The organism is Marinobacter shunpengi (assembly GCF_045449715.1).
Taxonomy (GTDB): Bacteria; Pseudomonadota; Gammaproteobacteria; order Pseudomonadales; family Oleiphilaceae; genus Marinobacter.
Genome location: NZ_JBJJLA010000018.1, coordinates 158,742 through 185,127 on the forward strand (window position 1 = coordinate 158,742; position 26,386 = coordinate 185,127).

Consider the following 26,386-nt stretch of genomic DNA (forward strand, 5'->3'; position numbering starts at 1 on the left):
CCTTCCCCAAACCGCAAGAAAAATCAGCCAACTGGAACAGTACGGGGGCAGGCCGGATCGCATAGGTGCACTGTTTTACAGTGTCAGCTATTTCAAGACAACCCATTCTTTGATTTTTGGTATAGCTATAGCACAACCGTCAACAGGACAAGGCAATCTTTTATTACCTATCCATGTTCAGCATTCGTGGATTCCCGTGACGGCAATGAAAAGGCCCGGCACAAGGCCGGGCCTGATCACCTGGACTCCCCGGCCGGCAGAAGAATCCGCCGGCCATCAGGGTATCGGTCTGTCAGGTGGGCATCAGACCCGTTCCCAGACCGTTGCAATGCCCTGGCCGAGTCCGATACACATGGTGGATACTCCCAGATCTCCACCACGAGCCTGCATGATGTTCAGCAGGGTGGTGGAAATCCGGGCGCCGGAGCAGCCCAGGGGATGCCCCAGGGCAATGGCGCCACCATTGAGGTTGACCTTCTTGTCCATCACGTCCAGCAGTTTCAGATCCTTCAGTACCGGCAGGGACTGCCCGGCGAAGGCTTCGTTCAGCTCCCAGAAGTCGATGTCGTCGATGGTCAGACCGGCGCGCTTCAGCGCCTTCTTGGTGGCCGGAACCGGGCCATAGCCCATGATGGCAGGATCCACACCGGCGACCGCCATACCACGGATTTTGGCGATCGGCGTCAGGCCCAGCTCCTCGGCCTTCTCGGCGGACATCATCAGCATGGCGGAAGCGCCGTCGGTCAGCTGTGAGGACGTACCAGCAGTTACCGTACCCTGCTTCGGGTCAAAGGCCGGCTTGAGCTGGCCCAGTGACTCAGCCGTGGTCTCGGGACGGATGGTCTCGTCTTCCTCGATCAGCTTCACGAAGCCGTTCTCGTCATGACCTTCGATGGGCACGATCTCGTTCCTGAAACGGCCTTCCAGGGTCGCCTCGTGGGCCAGACGGTGGGACCGGGCCCCGAACTCGTCCTGCTGCTCACGGCTGATACCGTGCATCTTGGCCAGCATTTCCGCGGTCAGGCCCATCATGTTGGACGCCTTGGCAGAATACTTGGAGGAGGCCGGGTTATGGTCGAAGCCCTCAGTCATGGGTACATGCCCCATGTGCTCCACCCCGCCGATCACAAACACGTCGCCATTGCCAGTCTGGATCGCCTGGGCCGCGGTATGGATGGCGGTCATGGATGAGCCGCAGAGGCGGTTCACGGTCTGCGCGCCCGCCTCGTGAGGCACCCGGGTCAGCAGGGAGATGTGGCGTGCCACGTTAAAACCCTGCTCCTTGGTCTGGTTCACCGCGCCCCAGATGACGTCTTCCACGTCTTTCGGATTCAGCTTGGGGTTGCGGTCCAGCAGCGCATCAATCAACGCGGCGGACAGGTTCTCTGCGCGAACGTTGCGGAAGCAGCCGTTCTTGGCACGACCCATCGGAGTCCGCACGCAATCCACTACGACAACGTCTCTCGGATTAAGGCTCATAGATCTTTCTCCGTTCGGAAATCTCGTTCAGATACCCCTGAAACCGCGCCAGCCAAAGACTGGCGCTCAGAGGCCTCCATGGGTTCAGCCGAAGAACGTCTCGCCGTTCTTCGCCATTTCACGCAGCTTGTCGGTCGGGTGGTACAACGGACCCAGGTCTGCATACTTGTCTGCCAGCTCGACGAACTTGTCGACGCCCATGTCATCGATGTAGCGCAGTGCGCCACCGCGGAACGGAGGGAAGCCGATACCGTAGATCAGGCCCATATCGGCATCCGCCGGCTCCTCGACAATGCCATCTTCCAGGCAGCGAACGGTTTCCATGCACAGGGGAATCATCATGCGGGCGATGATGTCCTCGTCGGTCAGGTCTTTCTTGTCCTTGACCACAGGTTCAAGCAGTTTATAGGTTTCTTCGTCTACCACCTTCTTCTGCTTGCCTTTCTTGTCTTCCTCGTAGGCATAAAAGCCCTTGCCGTTCTTCTGGCCGTAGCGGTCGTTCTCGTACATCACATCAATGCCGGACTTCCAGTCGGTCTTCATGCGATCCGGGAAACCATCCGCCATAACTTCATTGGCGTGCTTGCCGGTGTCCATGCCAACCACGTCCAGCAGGTAGGCCGGACCCATGGGCCAGCCGAAGCTCTCCATCACCTTGTCCACGCGCTGGAAATCGGCACCGTCGCGCACCAGGCCGGCAAAGCCGCCAAAGTACGGGAACAGCACACGGTTCACCAGGAAGCCCGGGCAATTGTTGACCACGATCGGGGTCTTGCCCATGGCCTTGGCGTAGGCCACGGTGGTGGCGATGGCGCGGTCGCTGGTCTTTTCACCACGGATCACCTCAACCAGCGGCATCATCGGTACCGGGTTGAAGAAGTGCATGCCGCAGAAGTTCTCGGCACGCTTGAGGTTGGTCGCCAGGGTGTCAATGGAAATCGTGGAGGTGTTGGAAGTGATGATCGTGTCTTCGGAGACCTGATCTTCCACTTCCCGCAGCACGGAGTCCTTCACCTTCACGTTTTCGACCACGGCTTCAACCACGATATCCACGTTGCCGAAGTCGCCATAGGTCAGGGTCGGACGGATATTGTTGAGGGCGTCGGCCATCTGCTCGGGCTTCATCTTGCCCTTGGCGACACGCTTGCTCAGCAGCTTCTTGGCCTCTTTCAGACCCAGGGCAATGCCATCCTCGTTGATGTCCTTCATCAGGATCGGGGTGCCCTTGTACGCGGACTGGTAGGCAATACCGCCGCCCATGATCCCGGCACCGAGAACCGCGGCCTGTTTGACGTCAGCGGCTTCCTTCTCCCACTGTTTGGCCTTGGCCTTGAGCTTCTGGTCGTTCAGGAACAGTCCCACCAGGCAGGCCGCCACGTTGGTCTTGGCCATCTTGGCGAAGCCTTTGGCCTCCACTTCGATCGCCTTGTCGCGGGTCAGGCTGGCGTGTTTCTGCATGACCTTGATGGCTTCCACCGGGGCCGGATAGTTCTTGCCCGCCTGGCCGGCGACGAAACCCTTGGAGGTTTCGAAGGCCATCATGCTTTCCATGTTGTTGAGCTGGATCTTGCCCTTCTTCTCTTCACGACGGGCCTGGTAGTCGAGCTTGCCGTCGTTGCACTGCTCGATAATGGCCAGGGCGGCATCCATCAGCCTGTCGGCTTCCACTACGGCATCCACCGCGCCGGTCTTCAGGGCCTTGTCCGCACGGTTCTCGGAGCCCATGCAGATCCATTCGATGGCGTAGTCAACACCGATCAGGCGTGACAGGCGAACCGTACCGCCAAAGCCCGGAAAGATACCCAGTTTGACTTCCGGCAGGCCAACTTTCGCCTTGCTGTCCATTACCCGGTAATCGGTGGCCAGGCCCATTTCAAAGCCGCCACCCAGGGCCATGCCGTTAATGCAGGTCACGGTCGGGAAAGGCAGGTCTTCAATATCGTTGAATACAGCGTTGGCAGTGAGGTTGTTGTTGATCAGGTCTTCCTCAGGCCCGGCAAACAGGTCGGTAAACTCAGTGATGTCCGCGCCGACAATAAAACTGTCCTTGCCGCTGGTTACCACCAGCCCCCTGAGGTTGGTCTGTGCCTTCAGTTTGTCGGTGGCGGCCCTCAGTTCCTCGATGGTGAGGCGGTTGAACTTGTTCACTGACTCGCCCTGCAAGTCAAAGTTCAACTGGGCAATTCCGCCTTCGATCTCTTTTACCGTGATGGCTTTACCTTCGTAAATCATCAACTGATCTCCAGTCTGTGTTGATTGCTGTGCCCTGCTCCGACGACGCCGGGGCCGGCATTACAGCGGATTCTCGGTCACTGCCTCAAGCGCACCGTCTGGCTCGCTCGCTGACCGACTGCGTGACGATGCCCTTGCGCTCGGATCAAAATTCATACGGTCGTTTGAATCCAGAGGGGCACACCTTGTGAAAAAACATCGATCTTGTCAACGAATTTGTGACATCAGGTTAATAACGACTGCAAACTGCGCGTTAAAATGGCCGCCTAAGCTCACGGCGGAACTGCAAAATCGGGTAAAATCTCGGAACCGGGTCGCAATCTGTAACAAAGCGCTTGATTGGCTGTAGCGCTTAATTTAGCTTTGTGAACCGAGTCCCGTCCATTCGAATAAGAAAGCGCATCGCTTATGGAGTACCGCCCCAATGAATGACTCTCGCCTCCGAATCCATACTGTACTGGCAGCGATGGCTCTGTTGCTGGTCAGCTCTCTCTCGGCCCGGGCTGATGAAGGGGCTGCATTCCTGCGTGAACTTCATGAGTTCCGTCTCAACAACTTCATGGCGCTCTCTACCTATTATCGATATAGCGCCACCAGCGACACCGCCGCGGAAGGTAGTATCAAGGAGTTGATGGGTGAAGCCACCCGTAACCTGCAGGCGGTTTCCGAGAGCGGCGCCAACGTCCTTACCAGTGACCAGCTTGCCTCCCTGCGCACCGAGTTCAACACCTTCAGCCAACTGATGGCCCAGAACGTCAGCGACGTTACCGAAATCGGCTACCCGGACCTGCGCCTGGTGGGCGAAATGGCTAACCAGGCGGTCAAGCTGAGCAACGTCGCCCAGGAACTCTACACCCAGGCACGGGAAAGCTCCCAGACCGCCATCAAGCCGCAAGTGGAAACCGCACGCTCTGCCTCGGTGCTGATGGCCCAGATGCTGTCCCGCTATGCTGCCCGCTCCTACAGCCCGGTTACCCAGACCTTCCAGGGCGCCTCAGGCCTTGCACCGCTGGATGAGCAGGCCAGGGAGCTGGATGCCCTGATCACCGAATTCGTAACCGCTGCCGGCGATGGCTCACTGCAGGACACTGCGGTTGAAATCCAGACCAAGTGGGGCTTCATCCGGGACTCTTACATCAACTATAACAAGCAGAACGTGGTCTTTGTGATCGAACGCTACTCCCGCGCTATCCTTGAGGAGCTGAACCTGGCGGTAGACTCCCTCCAGAATGCCTGATTTTCCGGGCGTCCGACCTTTTTAAGGGCCACCTCCTGGTGGCCCTTTTCCGTTTATTTGACCACCGTCAGTTTACAGCACTGCGAATTGACCTAAAGTAAGGATTAAGGAGCCTCTGAATAACTCCTTGATGCCCTGTCCCACTTTGGAAAGGAGTGGCGTATCCATGTCTGTATACAACAAGATTCTGGTGGCTATCGATCTTACGGAAGAAGCCCCGCAAGTTCTCAAGAAAGCAATCGATATTGGTCGGCAACACAATGCCCGGGTGCTGCTGGCCCATGTGGTGGAGCCCGTGGGCTACGCCTACGGAGGTGACATCCCCATGGACCTGAGCGAACTCCAGGACCAGCTGGACAAGGCCGCCCGGGAGCAACTGACGGCCTATGGCAAGGAATACGATATTCCGGAGGAAGACCAGATCGTGACCGTGGGGCGGCCGGAATCGGAAATCCACCACCTCTGCGAAGACAAGGCCGTTGACCTGGTGGTGGTCGGCAGCCATGGCCGTAGCGGTATCCAGCTCCTGCTGGGCTCCACCGCCAACGGCGTACTCCATGGCTCCAAGTGTGATGTGCTGGCGGTCAGAATCCACTAATCGGGGCAGGACCGGGGGGCCTCAGCCCTGGCCTCCCGCCTGCTCCTCCAGCTCCAGCCACCGGTCCATGGCGGACTCCAGACGACCTTCGGTTTGCGACAGTTCCTGCAGGACACGATTAACCGTTTCCGTATCCTGCTGATAGAAATCCGGTGCCGACACCTGTTCATTCAGTGCCGCCACCTCTGTCTCCAGCTCCTCGATCTGCCCGGGAAGCTGTTCCAGTTCCCGCTTCAGCTTGTAGCTCAGTTTGACCGGACGGTCCGGACTGGCCTTGTCAGCCTTCGTCCCCGTATCAGCCGGACTGGACCTGGCAATGTCCGCTACCTGCTTCCTGCTGCCTCCCCGGGGGCGTTCCGCATCCAGCTCCGAGGGGAACCGGCCACCCTGGCGACGCCAGTCGGAATAGCCGCCCACGTACTGCCTGACCTGGCCGGAACCATCCAGGAACAGGGTATCCGTCGCGATGTTGTCCAGGAACTCCCGGTCGTGACTGATCACGATCACGGTACCGGCGAACTCCACCAGCCGGGCCTCCAGCAGCTCCAGGGTTTCCACATCCAGGTCGTTGGTGGGTTCGTCCAGAACCAGGATATTCGCGGGCTTGCTGAACAGTTTGGCCAGCAACAGCCGCGCCCGTTCACCGCCGGAAAACACCCGGACCGGAGACCGGGCCCGTTCCGGGGTGAACAGGAATTCCTGCAGGTACCCCAGGACATGCTTCTGCTGGCCGTTGATCTCGATGAACTCACGGCCTTCGGACAGGTTATCCAGGGCGTTCCGCTCCAGGTCCAGTTCGCCCCTGAGCTGGTCGAAATAGGCCACCTGCCGGTTGGTGCCCAGGCGGATGCGACCATCGGAGGGCTCCAGGTCGCCCAGGAGCAGGCGCACCAGGGTGGTCTTGCCGGTGCCGTTCTCCCCCACCAGACCAATCTTGTCGCCGCGGAGAACCGTCAGCGTGAGGTCCCGGATCACTTCTTTGCCGTCGGGATAGTGGAAGCCGGCGTCCAGCGCATCCACCACCAGCTTGCCGGACCGTGACGCATCCTCCACCGAGAAGCTGGCGGTTCCGACCCGCTCCCGCCGCTGCCGGTGCTCTTCCCTCATGGCCTTGAGCGCTCTGACCCGGCCCATGTTACGGGTACGCCGGGCCTTGATACCCTGTCGTATCCAGGCCTCTTCCTGCTTCAATCTCTTGTCGAACAGGGCGTTCTGACGCTCTTCCTCTTCCAGCGCCTTTTCCTTGAGCTCCAGATAGCGGTCGTAGGTGGCAGCGAAGCTCACCAGGTGCCCGCGGTCCAGCTCCACCACCCGGGTCGCCATACGGCGGATGAATGCCCGGTCATGGGAGACGAAGATAATGGCTCCACGGAACTGGGCCAGGGCGTCCTCCAGCCAGGCGATGGCCGGCACATCCAGGTGGTTGGTGGGCTCATCCAGCAACAGGATATCGGGGTCCGCCACCAGGGCCCTGGCGAGCAGGACGCGGCGCTGCCAGCCGCCGGACAGGGTATTCAGGGTCTGATCCGGGTCGATCCGGTACTGTTCCAGGATGGCATTCACCCGCTGGTCCAGACGCCAGCCATCCAGGGCTTCCAGGCGCTCCTGCACCTTCATCATACGATCAAGACTGGCCTCGTCGGCCTGATGGGACAGGCGGTGGAACTCCGCCAGCAACTGCCCGGTCTCCGGGAAGGCACCGGAAACCACCTCGTAGGCGGTACGGGCATCATCGGAGGGAAGCATCTGTGGCAGCACGGCCAGCTTCGCCCCGGAATCCAGCCGGACGATTCCGCCGTCGGGAACCACTTCCCCCGCAATGATCTTCAGCAATGTCGACTTGCCCTCGCCGTTGCGACCCAGCAGGCATACCCTCTCACCTGGTTCCACCACGAGGGAGGCATGGTCCAGCAAGGGCTGCATACCATAGGCCAGGGAAATCTCTTCAAGGGTCAGCAGTGGCATGTAGGAAACGACTCCTTTGTCTTCTCAACAGTTACCGGATCCCCGACGCGCAGGGTTCCGGCCTCAAGATGTACGCCGTTGGCGCCGAAGATGACGCCTTTGTCAGTACGGCGGAAGGTGGCCAGGGTTTTCAGCGGATTACCATCTGACGAACGCTCGCCGGTGTCCGGATCCACAGTCGTCATGATGCAACGGCTGCAGGGCTTGACCAGCCGTACCGGCACGGCGCCAAGCATGACCTGTTCCCACAGGTCTTCTTCCCAGGGCTGTGCCGCCCCCTCCACCACCACATTGGGGCGGAACCGCCGCATCTCGGCGTCCCAGGGCATCCGCCGATTCAGGTCATCCAGGGAGGCCTGGCTGGTGACCAGGAACGGGAAGCCATCGGCAAAACTGACAGGGTAAACCGAGGCCAGGTTCTCATGACGTGCCGGGCGGGTGACCGACTCCGGCATATGGACCAGGGAAACCCGTTTCCCGAGGAATCCGGACAGGGCCTCGGAGGCCTCCGGGGTGGCATTGAGGACACCCTCGATCTCATCCCTCCAGACGCTGACCCGTCTGGACTGGTCACTGACATCGACCTGAATCCTGTCCTGGCCGGGAATATCCAGGAACAGCCCGCCATCAACCAGGTGCGGCTGAATCCTGGCCAATGCCGGATGTTTCCGCTGGGTAACGAACCGACCGCCCCCATCCACCAGCATCCAGCGACGGTCTCCGGCGGGGCCGAAGCGGTCCAGACGCAGTTCATCCAGGGCGACACCGGCCAGGGACTTGACCGGATAGTAGTAGAGCGATTTGATCTTCATGGCACATCCCGGGCCTTTGCATGGGAACCGCGCCAGTATACTGAAGTTCAAGGATCCTGAGGCCCCGGAGACGAAAAAAACCAGCCCTTGGGCTGGTTTGGATCATCCCCTCCCTGCCGGGGGGCTGTGACTGGATACCGCCCGGCTCAGGTCTCCATGGACGCCTGGTACTCTCCCTGCATGGCCACGCAGTTGAGCCTCGCCCGTTCCAGGAATGCCCCCTGGGCCACCGGCACCATGGCCGGATCACCACGCCAGGCCGACATGGCGGGCTCCTGAAGCGCACGGGCGAAGGAGAACCCCAACTGCCAGGGCGCCTTGTCGCGGACCTGGTTGAGGGCGTTGAGGTTGGCGGTGGCCTCTTCGGGGCTCTGCCCCCCGGACAGGAAGTTAATGCCGGGAACCGCAGCGGGGACCGTCCGCCGAAGGGTCTTCAGGGTCATTTCCGCCACCTGCGCCGGTGTCGCCCTGGCGGCCGACTTCCCCGGAGTCACCATGCTCGGCTTGAGGATCATGTGCTCAAGCAGGACACCGTGCTGATGGAGCGCATGGAACACCGAGTGCCAGACCTGTTCATTGACCGTGGCACTGCGCTCCATGCTGTGGTCGCCATCAATCAGTACCTCAGGCTCGACAATGGGCACCACCCCCACGGACTGGCACACCGCCGCATACCGGGCCAGCATCTCGGCATTGGCGTCCAGACCGAGCCGGGTCGGGTTGTGGTCGGTAATCGGATAGACTTCCCGCCACTTGGTGAAGCGCGCGCCCCGGGCCTTGTAGGTCTCCAGCCGTTCCGCAAGCCCGTCCAGCCCATAGGTGATCATGTCGCCGGGTGCGCCCGGTAAAGGCCCTTTCCCCTTGTCGACCTTGATGCCAGGTATAATGCCCCGGGCCGCGGCCAGTTCCGGCAGCGGGGTGCCATCATCCGTGGCCTGGCCGAGGGTTTCCTCATAGAGGATGACCCCGGCAATGGCGTCGCCGGCCCCTTCCGCTGACAGCAACAGCGTCCGATAGGCCCGGCGATTCTCCTCCGTGGACTCAATGCCAGCGTCGGCAAAACGCTTGGCGATCGTACCCGTGCTCTCATCAGCCGCCAGGATGCCACGGCGGTAATCGATGAGCTGGTCAATGGTATCTTGCATCTCTGTGATGACAGACATTGTCTCCTCCTCCTGCGCTTCCCTGATCTAGTGACCTTAGCATTTACCGATAACCCTACAACATGCCGCCAAAGGTCCCTGAAGCAGTCCAGCGTGGTGCCCCCTCGGTCATGGGCAATAGATGTAGTGGCACTCCCGGAATAATAGGACATCCCCCGGGGTCAGGCTGGACATGGGAGAACAAATGGGAAAGCAGAGCCGGGTGAGGACACCGGCGGCGGAAACCAGGGGAGCAAAAACGAAAAAACCCGGCCTTTCGGGCCGGGTTTTCTGGAATCTGGAGCGGGAAACGAGATTCGAACTCGCGACCCCAACCTTGGCAAGGTTGTGCTCTACCAACTGAGCTATTCCCGCTGGTTGCTGAGGGGCGTTGCCCTTCAACGGCTGCGTATTCTACCGATAGGGCCGACGCCGTCAACCGTTTTTATGAAATTTTCTTTGCATGGCCAACAACCGAATACGTCGCCTGCCAAGCCATGCGATGTGTCGCTCATGCCTGCCCATAGGTACTGGCTCCGGCCCCCAGGTAATCCCGCTCCTCCGGTGTCGATGGCCGCTTTAGTGCCCCATTTCGATGGGGAAAGCGACCAAACCGCTCGATCACAGCGCGATGCTCTCGGGCGGACTCCAGGAAGCTGCCGAGGAACGTACCCAGCGGTCCATCCGTGGAAGCGGCCAACTGGTCATACAGCGCCACCGAGCGATCCTGGTGGGTCAGCTTTTCGGAATGCTGTAACGGCATGTACAGGAACGCCCGCTGGATGGGTACCAGCCGGACATCGGCCCCTGCCTCCAGCCCTTCCAGACACAGGCGAATGGCCTGAGCATCGTTGGAGAACGCCATGGCGCCGCCACGGTGGATGTTCCGGGTAAACTGATCCAGCAGGATGATCTCCGCCAGCCGTCCCCCGGGCTCGGTCCGCCACTGTTCCAGGCCATTCTCGGAGGCAAACAGGACCATGGACAGGAAACGCCGGCGGATTTCCTGATCAAAGGCCCGTGACGAACGGAACCAGCGCTCCCGATGCTCCCGGTCCGGCAGCCCATGTTCATCCAATGGGCCAAACCAGAAATCCAGAAGTTCATGCCATGCGAACATAACTCCTCCGGTTACTGTTGAAATTCGCAGTCGTAATCCCGCAGTTATACACTGGTTGAGGTCGTATCCAAAGGAGCAGATCACCTATGACGGCACCCACACGGATCCTGTTACTGGCCCATGGCAGCAGCGACCAGCGCTGGTGCGAGACATTTGAAGCCCTGGCCGCCCCCACCCTGGCGTCCCTGCCCGAGGCCCGCGTGGCCTATATGGAACTGGCGGAGCCATCGCTGGAGACCGAAATCCGAGAGGCCGTGGCCGACGGCGTCACCAGCGTCCGGGTGGTTCCCCTGTTCCTGGCGGCCGGTCGTCATCTGCGCAAGGATGTGCCCGCCATGCTGGAGGACTACCGCCAGCGTTACGGCGTGGACGTCACCCTGCTCCCCCCCATCGGAGAAGATCCCCGCCTCGGCCTTGCCCTGAGGGACATCGTCCAGGGGACCCTGGAGGAAGCCAATGCCTGACAGACACATACTGGTCACCGGCGGCACAGGCTTTATCGGTCGTGTGCTCTGCCCCGAACTGCTCAATGCCGGCTACCAGGTGGATGTACTGAGCCGACAGTCGCCGGAGAACGTGCGAGCGATCTGCGGCCAGGTAACCCCGATAGGGAACCTGACGGATATTGGCGAAGGATCCGGCTATGACGCCGTCGTCAACCTGGCGGGCGAGGGCATTGCCGAAAAACGCTGGACCGAGCATCGCAAACAGGTGCTGCGGGACAGCCGGATCGCCCTGACCCGGGAACTGGTTTCCGCCCTGCTACGCTGCGACCGGCTGCCTGAGGTCATGGTATCCGGCTCGGCCGTGGGGTACTACGGCGCCCAGGGCGATACCACGGTGAACGAGGACGCCGTCCCCAATGACGAGTTCAGCCACCGGCTGTGCGCCGACTGGGAGAAAGCCGCAGCAGTGCTGGCCGATAAGGGAGTACGGATGTGCTATTCGCGGACCGGGCTTGTGGTCGGCCCCGATGGCGGTTTTCTGGAGCGGATGGTATTGCCATTCAGGCTCGGTCTGGGCGGACGCATCGGTGATGGACAGCAGTATATGCCCTGGGTTCACCGCTGTGACGTGGTCAACGCCATCCTGTGGATGCTGGCCACGGAAAGCGCCAGTGGTGCCTATAATGTGGTCAGCCCGAATCCGGTGACCAACAGCGGCTTCACCAGGACCCTGGCGAAGGTGCTCTCCCGCCCGGCGGTATTCCCGGTGCCGTCGGTGGTGCTGAAGCTGGCCCTGGGAGAGATGTCACGGCTGTTGCTTACCGGCCAGAGAGCCGTTCCCGAACGTCTGGAACAATCGGGCTTCCGGTTCACCTACCCGGAACTGGAGCCCGCCCTGAAGCATGCCCTGGGTAAGTAATAGCCGTGGCAGGTCAAAAAAAACTGGCATTTTTTCGGGGCCAACCGTTGACAGCCGCAGGGCGCATTCTTAATATACGCGCCACCTCGACGAGGCAAGGTTTTTGAGGAATGCGTCCCCTTCGTCTAGTGGCCCAGGACTCCGCCCTTTCACGGCGGCAACAGGGGTTCGAACCCCCTAGGGGACGCCACTCATTTCCTGCTAACGATCGCGAGACTTGTGCTTTACCCCGGCTTTTATCCTCGCATCCCGCACCACAAACCACCCCACGGCCGCCATAAAGCCGACCATCAGAAGTACCGTTCCCATTCCGGCAATAACCACGGCATCCCAATACATCGTATTACTCCTCTGTAGCCCGCCATAATCCCCGATACCTGCAGGATCCTGTTACGAGTTCAGGTTACGCTGGCCTGGATAGTCCGGTATTGACCTGTATCAACCGGGATAAAACGCCTTTTCGCGCTGTTCCCGGCACATTTTCCCGATGGACGGGACAAGGCCGATGCCCGACTGCTATATTTTCCAGAGGTTACATAATAATAACCTGCCGTGGCCGGAACTGACGCCTGGCCCACAATAAGGGGTCGTCAAGGAGTCAGAGCCCTGGCCTGCCACATCGCATACGGGAAGACATTCAGACAAACGGGATGCTCAGACTTATTTCGCGCCTTCAGCAGTTCCGCCGCGGCTCGCCCCTGTCGTTCCGTCTGCTGGCCTATATCCTGCTGTTCAGTTCCGCATTCACGCTGATTGCCTCCGGTTTACAGATCTACAGTGACTTCAAGAAGGATGTGGCTGCTATCGAGGAACGCTTCGAGGTGGTGGAAAGCGGCTATCGCTCCAGCCTTTCCCGCAGCCTGTGGGCCCTGGACCGCAACCTGCTGGAGGTACAGATGGAAGGCATTCTCTCCCTGCCCGATATCATCCACCTGCGCCTTCGCATCTATCCGGACTCGGAACTCGTCATGGGAGAAAGCCCGGACCGCGAGGCCTCCACCCGGGAACACCGCTTCATCATCTCCCATAACGGCGCCCTGCAGACCGAGCTGGGCGAACTGACCGTCACCGCGTCCCTGGAGCGCACCTACCGGGAACTGGAACAGAAGATCTGGATCACTCTGGCCACCCAGTTCATCAAGACGTTCCTGACAGCCATCCTGATCGTGTGGATCTTCCGCCAGATGGTGACCCGCCACCTCAGTCATATGGCCCGGTACGCCCGGAATTTCTCGCTGGACAACCTGGACCAGCCACTGCGCCTGGAGCGCTCCGACCGAAAACGGCACCGCACCGATGAACTGGCCCAGGTCACCGATGCTTTCAACCAGATGCGGGAACGTCTGGGGGAAGACCTGGATCGACGAAAAAGGGACGAGACAGAAATACGCAAGCTGTCCATGGCCGTGGAGCAGAGCCCGTCTTCGGTGATGATCTGTGATCGGCAGTGGCGTATCGAGTTCGTTAACCACAAGTTCACCCAGCTCACCGGCTACCCGGCCGACCAGGTGCTCGGACATCGCCCCGGTGAGCTTTCCCTGGGTGCTCATGCCCATCGGGACAGCCAGAGCCTATGGCAGACCATCCGCGTCCAGGTCCAGCGGGTCGGCGTCTGGCAGGGGGAAGTCAACAGTGTCCGCCGCAACGGTGACCGCTACTGGGAACAAATCGTGGTATCACCGATCAAGGACGACGGCGGGCGCATCAGCCACTTCCTGGTGATTGGCGAGGACATCAGCATTCGCAAGCGCTATGAACAGCAATTGCTGCGGCAGGCCAACTACGACATCCTCACCGGGCTGCCCAACCGGATGCTGGCCCTGGACCGCCTCAAACTCGCCGTGGCCCAGGCCCAGCGTGAATATAGCCTGGTCGGGATCATGTTCCTGGATCTGGACAACTTCAAGCACATCAACGACACCATGGGGCACGACGCTGGCGACAACCTGCTGGTGGAGGCGTCACGACGGATTTCCTCCTGCCTGCGGGGCACCAGTACCGTGGCTCGTCTCGGCGGAGACGAGTTCCTGGTGCTACTGCCGGGGCTGAAGGACGCCAACGGCGCCGAGCAGGTGGCGGAGCGTATCCTCGGCGGATTCGGCTCACCCTTTGTGCTGGGGGGACAGGAAGTGTTCGTCACCACCAGCATCGGCATCGCCATCTACCCATCGGATTCCGATAACACCGGCACCCTGCTCCAGAATGCCGATGCCGCCATGTACGAGGCCAAGCACAAGGGCAAGAGCGCCTGGGAACGCTTCGCCCCGGAAATGAAGGAACTGTCCCACGAACGCCTGCAGATGGAGTCGCGAATGCGGCGGGCACTGGAACTGGATGAATTCGAACTCTGGTTCCAGCCGATTGTCGATACGGTCTCCGGCGAGGTGACCGGTGCCGAGGCGCTGCTGCGCTGGAACAATCCTGTGATGGGCATGGTCATGCCCGACCGTTTTATCCCCCTTGCCGAGGAGACCGGCATGATCATCCCCATTGGTCGCTGGGTGCTGGAGCAGGCCTGCGCTGCCAATCGGCGCTGGCAGGAGGCTACCGGTAAGGAACTGACCATTGCTGTGAACGTCTCTCCACGCCAGTTCCGGGACCCGGAATTCGTCAGCTGCACGCTGCAGGCTCTGAACGACAGCAAGATGCCGCCGGAACGGGTGGCACTGGAGATCACCGAGCGCCTGCTGCTGGACAACAGCATTGAGACGGCGGCCATTCTCCACGAACTGGACAAGGCAGGGCTCCGGCTGTCGGTGGACGATTTCGGCACCGGCTTTTCGGCGTTAAGCTACCTCAAGAGCTACCCGTTCGACATCCTGAAGATCGACAAGTCCTTTATTGGCGACGTGCTGGTATCCGGTGACAATTCCGCCCTGGTGCGGGCCATCATCACCATGGCCCACAGCCTCAGCCTCACCGTGGTGGCCGAGGGCGTGGAGGAAGAGGCACAGACCGATTTCCTGAAGACCCACAACTGTGACTTTGCCCAGGGGTACTTCTACAGCCGGCCCCTGCCCGAGGCCGAATTCCTGGCCTGGATGCGTACCCGATAGCGCCTGCCCTTCCTGCCAACGCTGTTCAAGTCGATCCGGCGCCGGTAAGCTATCCTGGCTCCAGTCATCGTGTATACATGAATCAAATCAAGGATATCGACAGCATGGATGATCAGGTTCTGGTCATAAACTGCGGCAGTTCCTCCGTCAAGATTGCCCTGTTCAACCGCGACGGCGAACTCCGGGTGTCCGCCCTGGCGGAACGGATCGGCCAGCAAGGGGCCCGGCTGGTGCCGGAGGGGCACGACCCCATCCACCTGCCTGAGGGCGCGGACCACCGGCAAGCCCTCACCGACAGCATCCGCTGGTTACAGCAGCAGGGGCACCTGGGCAAGGCACCGCTGGCCATCGGCCATCGCGTGGTCCATGGCGGCGAGGCATTCCACCGTGCCGCACTGCTGGATGACGATGTCATCAGGGCCATCGAGGATTGCGCCAGCTTGGCCCCGCTCCATAACCCGGTGAATCTCGCCGGCATCGAAGCGGCCCGGGAGCTTTTCCCCCGGGTGCCGCAGGTCGCCGTGTTCGATACCGCCTTTCACCAGACCCTGCCGCGCCACGCCTGGCTCTACCCGGTTCCGCGGCGCTTCTACGAGGACTGGGGCGTACGCCGCTATGGCTTTCACGGCACCAGCCACCAGTACATGGCCGAGGAATCCGCCCGGCGACTAGGCAAACCTGCCGACAGCACGTCCATTATTTCCGCCCACCTGGGTAACGGCTGCAGTATCACGGCCATCCGTGACGGCCGCAGCGTGGACACCAGCATGGGGCTGACGCCCCTGGAAGGCCTGGTCATGGGCACCCGCAGTGGCGATGTGGATCCTGGCCTGTTTGATTTCCTGGCCGACAAGGGGATCGAGCCGGAGGAAACCCACCGTATCCTCAACCGGGAGAGCGGACTGCTGGGGCTCTCCGGCAGCACCAGCGACATGCGCAACCTCCTGAAGGCAGCCAACGAGGGCGATGACCATTGCCGGGATGCCTTCGAGGTGTTCTGTTTCCGGCTGGCCCGCTACATCGGTGCCATGATTGTGTCCCTTGACCGTCTGGACGCCCTGGTGTTTACCGGAGGCATCGGCGAGAACAGCGCCGAGGTGCGTGCCCGGACCGTAGAGCACCTTACCCTGGCCGGTTTCCGGCTGGATGCCGACAGCAACCGAGACCATGGCCGGGCCCGGAACGGTCGGATATCCGCCGATGACAGCCGCTTCCCGGTACTGGTCATTCCCACCCGGGAAGAAGCCATGATTGCCCGGGAAGCCCTCGCCCTGGCGTCCGACGAGCACCAGCCCACGACCGCCCCAAACCACTGACTGAAGGAACACCGCTGCCATGGCAAAAAGTCTGTTTATCGCCCCCACGGAACTTAACAGCGGCCTCACCTCCGTGTGTCTGGGCCTGCTCCGGGCCCTGGACCGGGTCGGGGTCCGGGTCGGGTTCTACAAGCCGGTGAGCCAGCCGGCCCGGTCCACCGGCGACCAGTCAGGGGAGGATTTCTCCGTTCCCTTCGTCAGGGCCCGCTCCGACCTGGATCCCCCCAACCCGATTTCCCTCAAGGAGGCCCAGAACCTGTTGAACCGGGGCAAGGCCGATGAGTTCATGGAGGGCATGGTCGGGCGGTTCCAGAACGTGGCCAGGGATGTGGACGTAGTTATCGTGGAGGGACTCGTGCCCGACCGCAGCGAGGCCTACACTGCCCGCATGAATGTGGAGATGGCGCGCAATCTTGGCTCCGAGGTGATCCTGGTCTGCTCTCCCGATGGCCGGGACTGCCGGGAACTCGACGAATGGCTGGATTTCTCCGCGCGGCTGTTCGCCGATCCCGGAGATCCGGATGTGATTGGCGTGGTCCTCAACAAACTGGGCAAACCCGAACAGACCGGCATGCTCCCTTCCTTCAACCGCCGGGAGCCGGTGGAGACGCCGGATTACGGCAATGACTGCGAAATCTTCCGTTCCGGTCGCCTGCGACTGCTGGCCGGCATCCCCTGGCAGCCGGAGCTACTGGCACCGCGCATGTCGGACATCGCCAGGGACCTTGGCGCTGACATCCTCCACGAAGGGGAAATGGGCACCCGCCGGGTACAGAAGGTATCGGTATGTGCCCGCACCATTCCGAACATGGTGGACACCCTGCGGCCGGGCGCCTTGATCGTTACCCCGGGCGACCGGGAGGACATCCTGCTGGCCACCGCCGTGGCCGCCCTTAACGGGGTGCCCCTGGCGGGTCTGCTGCTCACAGGCGGACTGATGCCGGACCAGCGGACCATCGACCTCTGCCGTCGCGGGCTGGCCACCGGCCTGCCCGTCCTCAGGACGGACACCAATACCTATGAAACCGCCCACCAGCTTGCCAACCTGCCCGGCGTGGTTCCGGCAGACGATCCGGACCGGATCGAAAAAGTCATGGAGGCTGTAGCATCGCGGCTGGACGCCGACTGGCTGCAGCAGCACCTGAAGGTTGAGAGGTTACGCCGGCTGTCGCCGCCGGCCTTCCGCCACCAGCTCTCCCAGTTGGCCCGACAGGCCGGCAAACGTATTGTATTGCCGGAAGGCAACGAACCGAGGACCGTGCAGGCCGCCATTATCTGTACCCAGCGGGGGCTGGCCCACTGTATCCTGCTGGGCGAAAGGGAAGACATCGAGGCGGTGGCGGAATCCCAGGGCCTGCCGTTGCCGGAGGACCTGGAGATCATCAACCCCGCCGAGGTACGTCACCGGTATGTGAAGCCCATGGTGCAGCTCCGCAAGCACAAGGGCTTGGCACCGGATATGGCGGAAGCCATGCTGGAGGACAATGTGGTGCTGGGTACCATGATGGTGGCCCAGAACGAGGCCGACGGCCTGGTGTCCGGTGCCGTACACACCACCGCCAATACCGTTCGCCCTGCCCTGCAACTGATCAAGACGGCGGACAATGCCGAGGTGGTGTCCTCCGTCTTCTTCATGCTGCTGCCCGAACAGGTACTGGTTTACGGCGACTGTGCCATCAACCCGGACCCGAATGCCGAGGAACTGGCGGATATCGCCATCCAGAGCGCGGATTCCGCCAAGGCCTTTGGTGTGCAACCGGTGGTCGCCATGATCAGCTACAGCACCGGTAGCTCCGGCAGTGGTGCGGATGTGGACAAGGTTCGGGAAGCCACGGAAATCGCCCGGAAGCGGCGCCCGGACCTGGTGATCGACGGACCGCTCCAGTACGACGCGGCGGCCATTGCCGACGTGGGCAGGAGCAAGGCGCCGGACAGCCCCGTCGCGGGCAAGGCTACCGTCTTCATCTTCCCGGACCTGAACACCGGCAACACCACCTACAAGGCGGTTCAGCGCAGCGCTAACGTGGTGAGTATCGGCCCCATGCTCCAGGGCCTCAGGAAGCCGGTGAACGACCTGTCCCGGGGTGCCCTGGTGGACGATATCGTGTTCACCATCGCCCTGACCGGTGTGCAGGCCGCCCAGGCGGAAGCCGCCGCCGACAGCTGAGCCCCCACGAAAAAGGCCAGGCCCATTCATTGAGGGTGCCTGGCCTTTTTGCTCCGGCTGCTTCTGACGCCGCTTACTTCTTCTTGCTTTTCATCCTTGGCTTCTTGACCCGCCGCCCCTGCTTGAGGTCGTTGTCCCGCTTCACCTTCTGCCTCGGAGTCAGGCGATCCACCTTGTTGGCATAGGGATTCTCGCCGGAACGGAACTCGAAACGGATGGGCGAGCCATTCACCTTGAGCACCTTGCGGAAGGTATTCTCCAGGTAGCGCTTGTAGGACCCCGGCAAGGCATCGGTCTGGTTGCCGTGGACCACCACCACCGGTGGATTGGAGCCACCCTGGTGCGCATAACGCAGCTTGATCCGGCGTCCCTGGACCATCGGAGGCTGGTGTTGTGACACGGCGTCCTGCAGGATCTCGGTCAGGCGGTTGGTGGGCCACTTGGCCATGGCTGACTCGTAGCAGTCGCCAATGGAGTCGTACAGCAGGCCCACGCCGGAGCCGTGCAGGGCCGAGATGTAATGCTTGTCGGCATAATCGAGGAAATCAAGGCGACGTCTTACCTGCTCCTTTACCCGGCTGCGCTCGTCGGGCTCCATGCCATCCCACTTGTTGACGGCAATTACCAGCGAGCGGCCCGCGTCCAGCACGAAGCCGATCAGGTGCAGGTCCTGGTCCACCAGCCCTTCCCGGGCATCGATCACCAGGATCACCACATGGGCATCCTCGATCGCCTTGAGGGTCTTGATGATGGAGAACTTCTCCACCACCTCGCGGACGTTCTTGCGCCGCCTCACACCGGCGGTGTCGATCAGGGTGTATTCCTCGCCCTGGCGTTCGTAGGGAATGTAGATGCTGTCCCGGGTGGTGCCAGGCATGTCGTAGACCACCACCCGTTCCTCCCCCAAGAGGCGGTTTACCAGGGTGGACTTGCCCACGTTGGGCCGGCCCACGACACCGATGCGAATGCCCGGATACTTGTCGGCACTGTCTTCCTCGGCCTCATCCAGCTCACCCAGCAACAGCTCCAGCATGGAGCGGATGCCCCGGTTGTGGGCCGCCGCAATCAGATAGACGGATTCGAATCCCAGGGTGTAGAAGTCGGACGCGGCCACATCCGGGTCCTGGCCGTCGGTCTTGTTCACCACCAGGTGGGCCGGCTTGCCGGTGCGGCGCAGATGCTCGGCGATCATTTCATCACCGGCGGTCAGTCCGGCACGTCCATCCACAAGGAAGAGCACGATGTCGGCCTCTTCCACCGCCTGCATGGACTGGCGGGCCATCTCCGCGTCCAGGCCTGCCTCGTCGCCGGTAAGGCCGCCGGTATCAATGACAATGAAGCGATGACCCTCGTAGTTGCCGTCGCCGTACTTGCGGTCACGGGTCAGGCCCGGGAAATCCGCCACCAGCGCATCGCGGGATCGGGTCATCTGGTTGAACAGGGTGGACTTGCCCACATTGGGGCGGCCCACCAGAGCGATTACCGGTGTCATTCAGTGCCTGCCTGGATAGTGAGGGGACTCAGTCCCGATCCTCAAGGGTGAACACCGCCAGTCGACCGCCATTGCCATAGACAATCAGGCGGTCCTCCCAGCGCAGCATGGGTGAGCGGATGCCTTCGTCATCAAACTCGAGCTGGCCCTGCAACTGGCCATTGTCCTGGGACAGGATGTGCAGGTAACCCTCGAAGTCTCCCACCACCAGCATGTCGCCAATCGTGGCCGGCTCCGACAACCGCCGCCAGGACAGGGCATCCTGCACCCAGACCTCTTCCAGGGTGCTGGCATCCAGGCCCACCACATCGCCATTGGCCTTGGCGATAAAGACCTTCTGGGGCCCCAGAGCAGGACTGTGGAAGGTGGAGGTGGCACGGCTCCAGATTTCCTGGCCGTTGCGAATCTCCACCAGTGCCAGCTTGCCCTGGTAGCCGGCCAGCAGTGCGGCACCCTCGACGATCACCGGCTTGGCGGTGACATCCACCAGTCGTTCAAGCTCGGTACGCCCGCTCGGCTCGCCCACCGTATACTGCCAGATGGGCTGGCCATTGGCGGTGGACAGGGCCACCACATGGCCATTGGCGAGCGTGACAAGGGCCAGTTCCCCGCCAACCACCGGTGCTCCGGTATCCCGGACCGACAGTGCCGGCGCCGGGGAGTCATATTGCCAGAGACGCTTGCCGCTGGCGGCGTCCGCCGCCACCACCTTGCCGTCGATGGTCTGTGTCAGCACCAGGTTACCGTTGGACTGGGGCGGCGCCAGAACCTCGTTGGGCATACGCAGCCGCCAGACCTCATCGCCGCTGTCACGGTCCAGGGCCAGCAGTTCCGCATCACCGGTGACCAGGTAGAGATGGCGACTGTCGCCACCCACGCCCGCCATGATGGTCCGCTCCAGCTCACGGCGCCAGCGTACGTCGCCGGTGGCCGGTCCGACGGCAAGCAGTTCGCCATCGGAGGACACCGCATAGAGACTGCCCCCGATGATGGTTGGCTCCAGGTGGAGGTACTGCCCGTCATGCCCATCACCAACCGTCAGTGACCACTTGGTTTCGAGAGTCACCGTCGACACCACTTCGGGCACCGGGTCCGGCTCCTCGAAATTCTCCGTGGAACTGCACCCCACCAGCAGCGATGCCACAACGGTCAGTACCAGCAGCGGATTCATCACAGGATTCAGGAACTTCATGGGCATCAGGCGTCGCTCCCTATACCCAGGCTGTCCAGCTTGCGCTGCAACAGTCCAATACCGGCCTCGCCACCGGCATCACGGGCCCGGATATAGGCGTCCCTGGCGGCATCGGTATTGCCACTGGCAATCAGGATATCCCCTTCCAGCTCCGCCAGAATGCCTTCGAATGCGCCGGTATCGTCAGCGCCGCGCACCGTTGCCAGGGCTTCGTCGTACTGGCCGGCGCCATACTGTGCCCGGGCCAGCCGTGTCCGCACCACCAGTGACAGGGCTTCACCATTACCGGTCTGATCCAGTGCCCATTGCAGGGTCTCCGCCGCCGCGGCCGGGTCACCGTCCGCCATCATCTGCTGGTTCGCCAGGATCAGCATGGCGTAGACCGCGTAGGTGGTGCCATCGTGTTCCTCGCGAACCTGGTTGGCCAGATAGGCAATGGATTCCCGGTCCTCCTCAGTGTCGCCGCCCTGCTGGGCCTGCCGCATAAGCTCGGCAAAATCGGCGGCAGCCTCGGCCTGCACGTTGGCCTGGTGGTTCTGCCACGCCTGCCAGCCAAACACGATGGCCAGGGCCAGGCCGACCCCGATCAGCAGCGAACTGCCATTCTTCTTCCACCATTGCTTGATGGCTTCAATCTGTTCTTCTTCGGTCCGCATTTCGGCCATGGTGACTCCTATGAGTGTCCTTTCCTGTTGTGCTTATGATCTTGAGAGCGCTTATGATCCTGGCCCGTCGGTTATGACGGCTTTCAGGCCAATCCCAGCCGGCTGGCCAGGTGGCTGGCGGCCTGGTCACGGGGTACCTGCTCCTGTTCGCCTTCCTCCCTGAGGTACTTGAGGCCGACGATACCCTCGTTGATCTCATTCTCGCCAATAATGACCGCCACCCGGGCGCCGCTGCGATCGGCCTTCTTCATCTGGCTCTTGAAACTGCCGCCGCCACAATGGGTCACCACGGTGCGCCCCGGCAGTTCGGAGCGCAGCATCTCGCTGACCCGGAAGGCCTCAGTAGTTGCAACGTCTCCCATGGCGGTCACATAGATATCGGCGTCGGCATTGACCTCCTCCGGCACCAGTTCAAGGGTCTCCAGCAACAGGATCAGGCGCTCGATGCCCATGGCAAAACCGACGGCAGCCGTAGGCCGACCACCCAGTTGCTCCACCAGGCCGTCGTAGCGCCCCCCGGCGCAGATGGTGCCCTGGGACCCAAGACTGTCGGTCACCCACTCGAACACGGTCTTGCCGTAATAGTCGAGCCCCCGGACCAGCCGGTTGTTTACCGTATAGGGCACGCCGGCCGCGTCCAGTAGCGCGGTCAGCTGTTCAAAGTGCTCACGGGATTCATCGTCCAGGTAATCGTCCAGTACCGGTGCATTCTCCAGGATCCGCTGGGTTTCCGTGTTCTTGGAATCCAGGATGCGCAGAGGATTGACCAGTAACCGGCGCTGGCTGTCCGGATCCAGGTCGGAACGATAGTCTCCCAGGTAATCCACCAGTGCCTGGCGGTACTCGGCCCGGGCCTCGGACGTGCCGATGCTGTTGATCTCCAGACGGGCATGATCCGCCAGTCCCAGGGACTGCCACAGTCGTGCGGTGAGGATCAGCAGTTCCGCATCGATATCCGGACCATCCATACCAAAGCATTCCACGCCAACCTGGTGGAACTGGCGGTAGCGGCCCTTCTGCGGGCGTTCATGACGGAACATGGGACCGGTGTACCAAAGGCGCCGGCTCTGGTTGAACAGCAGGCCATGCTCCTCCGCGGCGCGCACGCAGCCAGCGGTGCCCTCGGGCCGAAGCGTCAGGCTGTCCCCGTTGCGATCGTCGAAGGTATACATTTCCTTCTCGACGATGTCCGTCACCTCGCCAATGGAACGCCGGAAAAGCTCGGTGTGTTCCACCACCGGCATACGGATTTCCTGGTAGCCATAGGAACCGAGTACGTCCCTCACCCTGGATTCGAGAAACTGCCACACCGGGGTCTGCTCGGGCAGGATATCGTTCATCCCGCGAATTGCCTGAATCTTAGCCAAAGTAAAACCTTATTCGTGTTTATGACGCCGGCCAGGCCCTGGCTACTGGCCGGATTTCGCGATAATCGAGTCTTCCTGTTCCTTGCGGCGCGCCACCTCTTCGCGGATCAGCCGTTCCAGGTCGTCGGTCAGGGTGGCATTGTCCAGTTTCTGGTTGGGTTTACCAGCGGCATAGAACAGGTTTTTCGGTGAGCCACCGGTCAGGCCCAGGTCCGCCACCTTGGCTTCGCCCGGTCCATTGACAATGCAGCCAATAATAGCCACGTCCAGGGACTCGTTGACGTCCTCAAGGCGAGCTTCCAGATCGTTCATGGTCTGGATCACATCGAAGTTCTGGCGGGAACAACTCGGGCAGGCCACGAAATTGATGCCATGGCTACGCAGGCGCAGACTCTTGAGGATGTCGAAACCGACCTTGATTTCCTGAACCGGGTCTGCCGCCAGGGATACCCGGATGGTATCGCCGATACCGTCCATCAGCAGCATCCCCAGGCCCACCGACGATTTGACCGTACCGGACCGGAAGCCGCCTGCCTCGGTAATACCCAGATGCAGGGGCTGTTCAATCTGACCGGCAATCTTGCGGTAGGCATCCACCGTCATAAAGACTTCTGACGCCTTCAGGCTCACCTTGAAATCCTGGAAGTCATACCTGTCCAGGATATCGACATGGCGCATGGCCGATTCCACCAGCGCATCCGCCGTCGGCTCACCATACTTACGCTGCAGGTCTTTGCCCAGGGAGCCGGCGTTGACGCCTATGCGCATGGGAATGCCACGGTCACGGCACGCCTGGATAACGGCACTGACCCTGTCCTCACGGCCGATATTGCCCGGGTTGATGCGCAGGCAGTCAACGCCGAGCTCCGCCACCCGCAGGGCGATCTTGTGGTCAAAGTGGATATCGGCGACCAGCGGAAGCGACACCCGCTGCCGGATTTTTCCGAACGCCTCAGCAGCGTCCATGGAGGGCACCGACACCCGTACAATGTCGGCACCAGCCAGTTGCAGGGCTTCGATCTGGGCCACGGTGGCATCAACGTCGCAGGTTTCCGTATTGGTCATGCTCTGTACCGCGATGGGGGCATCGCCACCCACGGGCACATTACCCACCATGATCTGCCGTGACTTGCGTCTTTTAATGGGAGATTCGAGCTTCATAAACGGTCAAACCGATGTGAAAGTAATGAAAGAGTCGCCATGCTCCAGGCTACCCGGTTACGGGGTCACCTGTATGACGGTCAGTCCGACAGGTTCAGCACCAGCCGGTCGTTCCGGGGCCGCTGACTGGCCAGGTCCACGGTTTCGCCGCTGTAACGGAGGTCGGACACGGCACTGACCGCCCCGATCACCACCCTTAACGGCGACTCACCGTTAACGTCAAGGGTTTCACCGGCCCTGCGCAACTCGGCGACCAGGGTACGCCCGGTGCTATCCTGGACTTCGACCCAGCAATCCCCCGAAAATTCCATCACCAGTCGCCCCTCACTGTCGACAGGGGGGGCGGGGTCCGTCTCGGGCAGGGGTGCCGAGGTTACGAGCGGTGCCGAACCGGTATCCTCTGCCACTTCAGGGTCGCTGGCCGACTCAGCCGATACCGTCGACGGGGGTTCCGTACCCGGAGCCCGGCCTATCGTTTCGCCAGCCAATGAGGACTCCGACCCGGTACCATCTAAGGCGTCGGCGGCGGACGGTTCATCGCCCTCCGGGATTTCCTCCCGGCTTATGGCGTTACCATTGCTGAGGCTGTCGTCACTGCCTGCCCCGATGGATGAGGTTTCCGAATCCACATCATTCGTCGACGGCACAGCCGTCTCTTCACTGGTGTCACCGGACAACGCCGCTGACTCTGAGACGTCATTGTCGGATCCGGCCATGGACTCATCCGCCTCGTCCACTGTCGCAGGACCGGCCATATCACCGTCCGCCAGGTACAGGGAGCCAGCGTAGAACACCACTACCGCCGCCACCAGCAGAAGCACCACCTTGGCGATCCGGCGCTTGCGGCGCTTACGCCGCTCGATATCGACCAGGGGGCTGGCTTCAACCCGGGCCTTCTGCTCCTGCCTCAGGGGTTCCAGCTCCTTGTCCAGTTGCCGAATCACACTCTCCGGGTCAATGCCCACATGGGTCGCGTAGGCACGCACATAGCCCTTGAGGAACAGTTCGCTATCGATCCGGCCATAGTCGCCACTTTCGATAGCACTGATAATAGCGGGCCTGAGATGTTGTTTGTTCGCCACTTCAGCCACGGACAGCCCGGCGACTTCCCGAGCTTGCCGGAGTCGCTCGCCTACCGTTGGCTGCCGGGCATCCTGGCTGGCGTTATCCGTTGTCATCGGCCGTTAGTACCTTGTATTGTCTGTATTGCTCTGAATCCGGGAAACGGTTTCGCAGCAACAGCGCCAGGCTGGATTCCTGGTCATAGTTGCCGGAGTGCCGGGCAATCCGGATCCCTACCAGCAGGCTTTCCGGAGTATGCTCAAGCCTGGGGTTGCGCTCCATCATGCTCAGCAGGCGGCCGTAGTAACGGGATGCCGCCGCGTAGTCGCCATTGGCCACCAGGGAACGGGACAACGCCAGCGTCCAGCGTGGATCCCCTCGGCCCAGTTCCAGAGCGCGGCGATAGGCCTCAACGGCACTGTCTGTATCACCCATCTGTTCACTGGCCCGGCCCAGGTTGTAGAACACCGAGGCGCGATCATCATAGCCGGTATCCCGGCTGGCCAGTTGGAACTGCTCCTGGGCTTCCTCAAAACGGTCATTGCCATACAGGAAGGCCCCGTAGAAGACGCGTCCGCGAGTATAGCCGGAATCACTTCGCAAGGCCTTCCTGTAGGCTTCTTCCGCCAGTTCCGGTTCACCTTCGGTCTGGTAAAGCAGCCCCTGGGTGGCCAGTGCCGCTGCATTGTCCGGCTGCAGTTCGAGGGCACGCTCCAGGTGCCGGCGCGATCGGTCGTAGTTGCCCCGGGACAGGTAGGCCGTTGCCAGCTGCACATAGCTGTCCACCGCCTTGTCTTCGTCCTCTTCACGGGCAAACCGACTGTCGGATACCGTAACACAGCCGGCAAGCAGGCTGATCAGCACCAACACGCACACAGACGGGAACGTTCGGAATCGACCGGATAATCCTTGGGACAACAACTCTGTGGGCATGGTGTTTTCCTGAAACCTGAACAAG

The 26,386-nt window shown here is 61.5% G+C and carries 21 protein-coding genes and 2 tRNA genes; 8 read left to right on the plus strand and 15 right to left on the minus strand.

Translation table 11 applies throughout. The features are described 5' to 3' along the window. Nucleotides 1–303: 303 nt before the first annotated feature. Entirely contained in the window at nucleotides 304–1,479 is a 1,176-nt protein-coding gene (fadA, locus tag ACJO3T_RS13175; protein WP_406963003.1) for an acetyl-CoA C-acyltransferase FadA, read from the minus strand. An 84-nt stretch (nucleotides 1,480–1,563) separates the two neighbouring features. Next, a complete protein-coding gene (gene fadB / locus ACJO3T_RS13180; RefSeq protein ID WP_406978739.1) occupies nucleotides 1,564–3,711 on the minus strand; it encodes a fatty acid oxidation complex subunit alpha FadB in 2,148 nt (715 codons plus the stop codon). A 424-nt stretch (nucleotides 3,712–4,135) separates the two neighbouring features. Between fadB and ACJO3T_RS13185 the strand changes: the two genes are divergently transcribed. Then, the gene (locus ACJO3T_RS13185; protein ID WP_406962999.1) at nucleotides 4,136–4,948 is read left to right on the plus strand and encodes a hypothetical protein; all 813 of its coding nucleotides are present in this window, start codon (nucleotides 4,136–4,138) and stop codon (nucleotides 4,946–4,948) included. A gap of 166 nt (nucleotides 4,949–5,114) precedes the next feature. Next, the gene (locus ACJO3T_RS13190) at nucleotides 5,115–5,546 is read left to right on the plus strand and encodes a universal stress protein (RefSeq protein WP_406962997.1); all 432 of its coding nucleotides are present in this window, start codon (nucleotides 5,115–5,117) and stop codon (nucleotides 5,544–5,546) included. A 21-nt stretch (nucleotides 5,547–5,567) separates the two neighbouring features. On the opposite strand, the gene ACJO3T_RS13195 is transcribed toward ACJO3T_RS13190, so the two are convergent. The 5 genes from ACJO3T_RS13195 to ACJO3T_RS13215 all read right to left on the minus strand — a co-directional run bounded on the left by ACJO3T_RS13195 (nucleotide 5,568) and on the right by ACJO3T_RS13215 (nucleotide 10,585). After that, nucleotides 5,568–7,511, minus strand: coding sequence for an ATP-binding cassette domain-containing protein (locus ACJO3T_RS13195; RefSeq protein ID WP_406978740.1), 1,944 nt, complete (start codon nucleotides 7,509–7,511; stop codon nucleotides 5,568–5,570). Then, a complete protein-coding gene (locus tag ACJO3T_RS13200) occupies nucleotides 7,499–8,323 on the minus strand; it encodes an MOSC domain-containing protein (protein WP_406978741.1) in 825 nt (274 codons plus the stop codon). The genes ACJO3T_RS13195 and ACJO3T_RS13200 overlap by 13 nt, the downstream gene beginning before the upstream one ends. Nucleotides 8,324–8,469: 146 nt before the next feature. Beyond that, the gene (locus tag ACJO3T_RS13205) at nucleotides 8,470–9,486 is read right to left on the minus strand and encodes a class I fructose-bisphosphate aldolase (protein ID WP_406962992.1); all 1,017 of its coding nucleotides are present in this window, start codon (nucleotides 9,484–9,486) and stop codon (nucleotides 8,470–8,472) included. 278 nt (nucleotides 9,487–9,764) lie between these two features. Further along, a tRNA-Gly gene (locus ACJO3T_RS13210) sits at nucleotides 9,765–9,840 on the minus strand. 136 nt (nucleotides 9,841–9,976) lie between these two features. Then, nucleotides 9,977–10,585: a DUF924 family protein gene (locus tag ACJO3T_RS13215; RefSeq protein ID WP_406962990.1), complete on the minus strand. Its 609-nt coding sequence runs from the start codon at nucleotides 10,583–10,585 to the stop codon at nucleotides 9,977–9,979. 86 nt (nucleotides 10,586–10,671) lie between these two features. On the opposite strand from ACJO3T_RS13215, the gene ACJO3T_RS13220 reads away from it, so the two are divergent. The 3 genes from ACJO3T_RS13220 (at nucleotide 10,672) to ACJO3T_RS13230 (ending at nucleotide 12,140) form a co-directional block, all read left to right on the plus strand. After that, entirely contained in the window at nucleotides 10,672–11,049 is a 378-nt protein-coding gene (locus ACJO3T_RS13220) for a sirohydrochlorin chelatase (RefSeq protein WP_406962989.1), read from the plus strand. After that, complete coding sequence (locus ACJO3T_RS13225; protein WP_406962987.1) at nucleotides 11,042–11,950, plus strand: TIGR01777 family oxidoreductase; 909 nt, start codon at nucleotides 11,042–11,044, stop codon at nucleotides 11,948–11,950. The genes ACJO3T_RS13220 and ACJO3T_RS13225 overlap by 8 nt, the downstream gene beginning before the upstream one ends. Nucleotides 11,951–12,064: 114 nt before the next feature. Beyond that, nucleotides 12,065–12,140 (plus strand) — tRNA-Glu (locus ACJO3T_RS13230). A gap of 11 nt (nucleotides 12,141–12,151) precedes the next feature. Here ACJO3T_RS13230 and ccoM read toward each other — a convergent pair. Then, nucleotides 12,152–12,289, minus strand: coding sequence for a cytochrome c oxidase subunit CcoM (ccoM, locus tag ACJO3T_RS13235; protein ID WP_406962985.1), 138 nt, complete (start codon nucleotides 12,287–12,289; stop codon nucleotides 12,152–12,154). A gap of 311 nt (nucleotides 12,290–12,600) precedes the next feature. On the opposite strand from ccoM, the gene ACJO3T_RS13240 reads away from it, so the two are divergent. The 3 genes from ACJO3T_RS13240 to pta all read left to right on the plus strand — a co-directional run bounded on the left by ACJO3T_RS13240 (nucleotide 12,601) and on the right by pta (nucleotide 18,489). Next, nucleotides 12,601–15,006 (plus strand): bifunctional diguanylate cyclase/phosphodiesterase, encoded by a 2,406-nt coding sequence (locus tag ACJO3T_RS13240; RefSeq protein ID WP_406978742.1) that lies wholly within the window; start codon nucleotides 12,601–12,603, stop codon nucleotides 15,004–15,006. 104 nt (nucleotides 15,007–15,110) lie between these two features. Continuing rightward, a complete protein-coding gene (locus ACJO3T_RS13245) occupies nucleotides 15,111–16,322 on the plus strand; it encodes an acetate/propionate family kinase (RefSeq protein ID WP_406978743.1) in 1,212 nt (403 codons plus the stop codon). A gap of 19 nt (nucleotides 16,323–16,341) precedes the next feature. Further along, nucleotides 16,342–18,489: a phosphate acetyltransferase gene (gene pta / locus ACJO3T_RS13250; RefSeq protein ID WP_406978744.1), complete on the plus strand. Its 2,148-nt coding sequence runs from the start codon at nucleotides 16,342–16,344 to the stop codon at nucleotides 18,487–18,489. A 73-nt stretch (nucleotides 18,490–18,562) separates the two neighbouring features. Here pta and der read toward each other — a convergent pair whose 3' ends face one another. The 7 genes from der to pilW all read right to left on the minus strand — a co-directional run bounded on the left by der (nucleotide 18,563) and on the right by pilW (nucleotide 26,361). After that, a complete protein-coding gene (der, locus tag ACJO3T_RS13255) occupies nucleotides 18,563–19,981 on the minus strand; it encodes a ribosome biogenesis GTPase Der (protein ID WP_406962977.1) in 1,419 nt (472 codons plus the stop codon). A gap of 28 nt (nucleotides 19,982–20,009) precedes the next feature. Then, nucleotides 20,010–21,179: an outer membrane protein assembly factor BamB gene (gene bamB, locus ACJO3T_RS13260; protein WP_406962975.1), complete on the minus strand. Its 1,170-nt coding sequence runs from the start codon at nucleotides 21,177–21,179 to the stop codon at nucleotides 20,010–20,012. After that, complete coding sequence (locus ACJO3T_RS13265; protein ID WP_406962973.1) at nucleotides 21,179–21,838, minus strand: YfgM family protein; 660 nt, start codon at nucleotides 21,836–21,838, stop codon at nucleotides 21,179–21,181. Before ACJO3T_RS13265 ends, bamB begins: the two co-directional genes overlap by 1 nt. A gap of 83 nt (nucleotides 21,839–21,921) precedes the next feature. Continuing rightward, nucleotides 21,922–23,205 carry a histidine--tRNA ligase gene (hisS, locus tag ACJO3T_RS13270; RefSeq protein ID WP_406962971.1) on the minus strand — a complete coding sequence of 428 codons (1,284 nt, stop codon included), beginning with the start codon at nucleotides 23,203–23,205 and terminating at the stop codon, nucleotides 21,922–21,924. Between the two features lie 42 nt (nucleotides 23,206–23,247). Beyond that, nucleotides 23,248–24,366 carry a flavodoxin-dependent (E)-4-hydroxy-3-methylbut-2-enyl-diphosphate synthase gene (ispG, locus tag ACJO3T_RS13275; RefSeq protein ID WP_406962969.1) on the minus strand — a complete coding sequence of 373 codons (1,119 nt, stop codon included), beginning with the start codon at nucleotides 24,364–24,366 and terminating at the stop codon, nucleotides 23,248–23,250. A gap of 80 nt (nucleotides 24,367–24,446) precedes the next feature. After that, complete coding sequence (locus tag ACJO3T_RS13280) at nucleotides 24,447–25,544, minus strand: RodZ domain-containing protein (RefSeq protein WP_406978746.1); 1,098 nt, start codon at nucleotides 25,542–25,544, stop codon at nucleotides 24,447–24,449. Continuing rightward, the gene (gene pilW, locus ACJO3T_RS13285) at nucleotides 25,531–26,361 is read right to left on the minus strand and encodes a type IV pilus biogenesis/stability protein PilW (RefSeq protein ID WP_406962966.1); all 831 of its coding nucleotides are present in this window, start codon (nucleotides 26,359–26,361) and stop codon (nucleotides 25,531–25,533) included. Before pilW ends, ACJO3T_RS13280 begins: the two co-directional genes overlap by 14 nt. Between the last annotated feature and the right edge of the window lie 25 nt (nucleotides 26,362–26,386).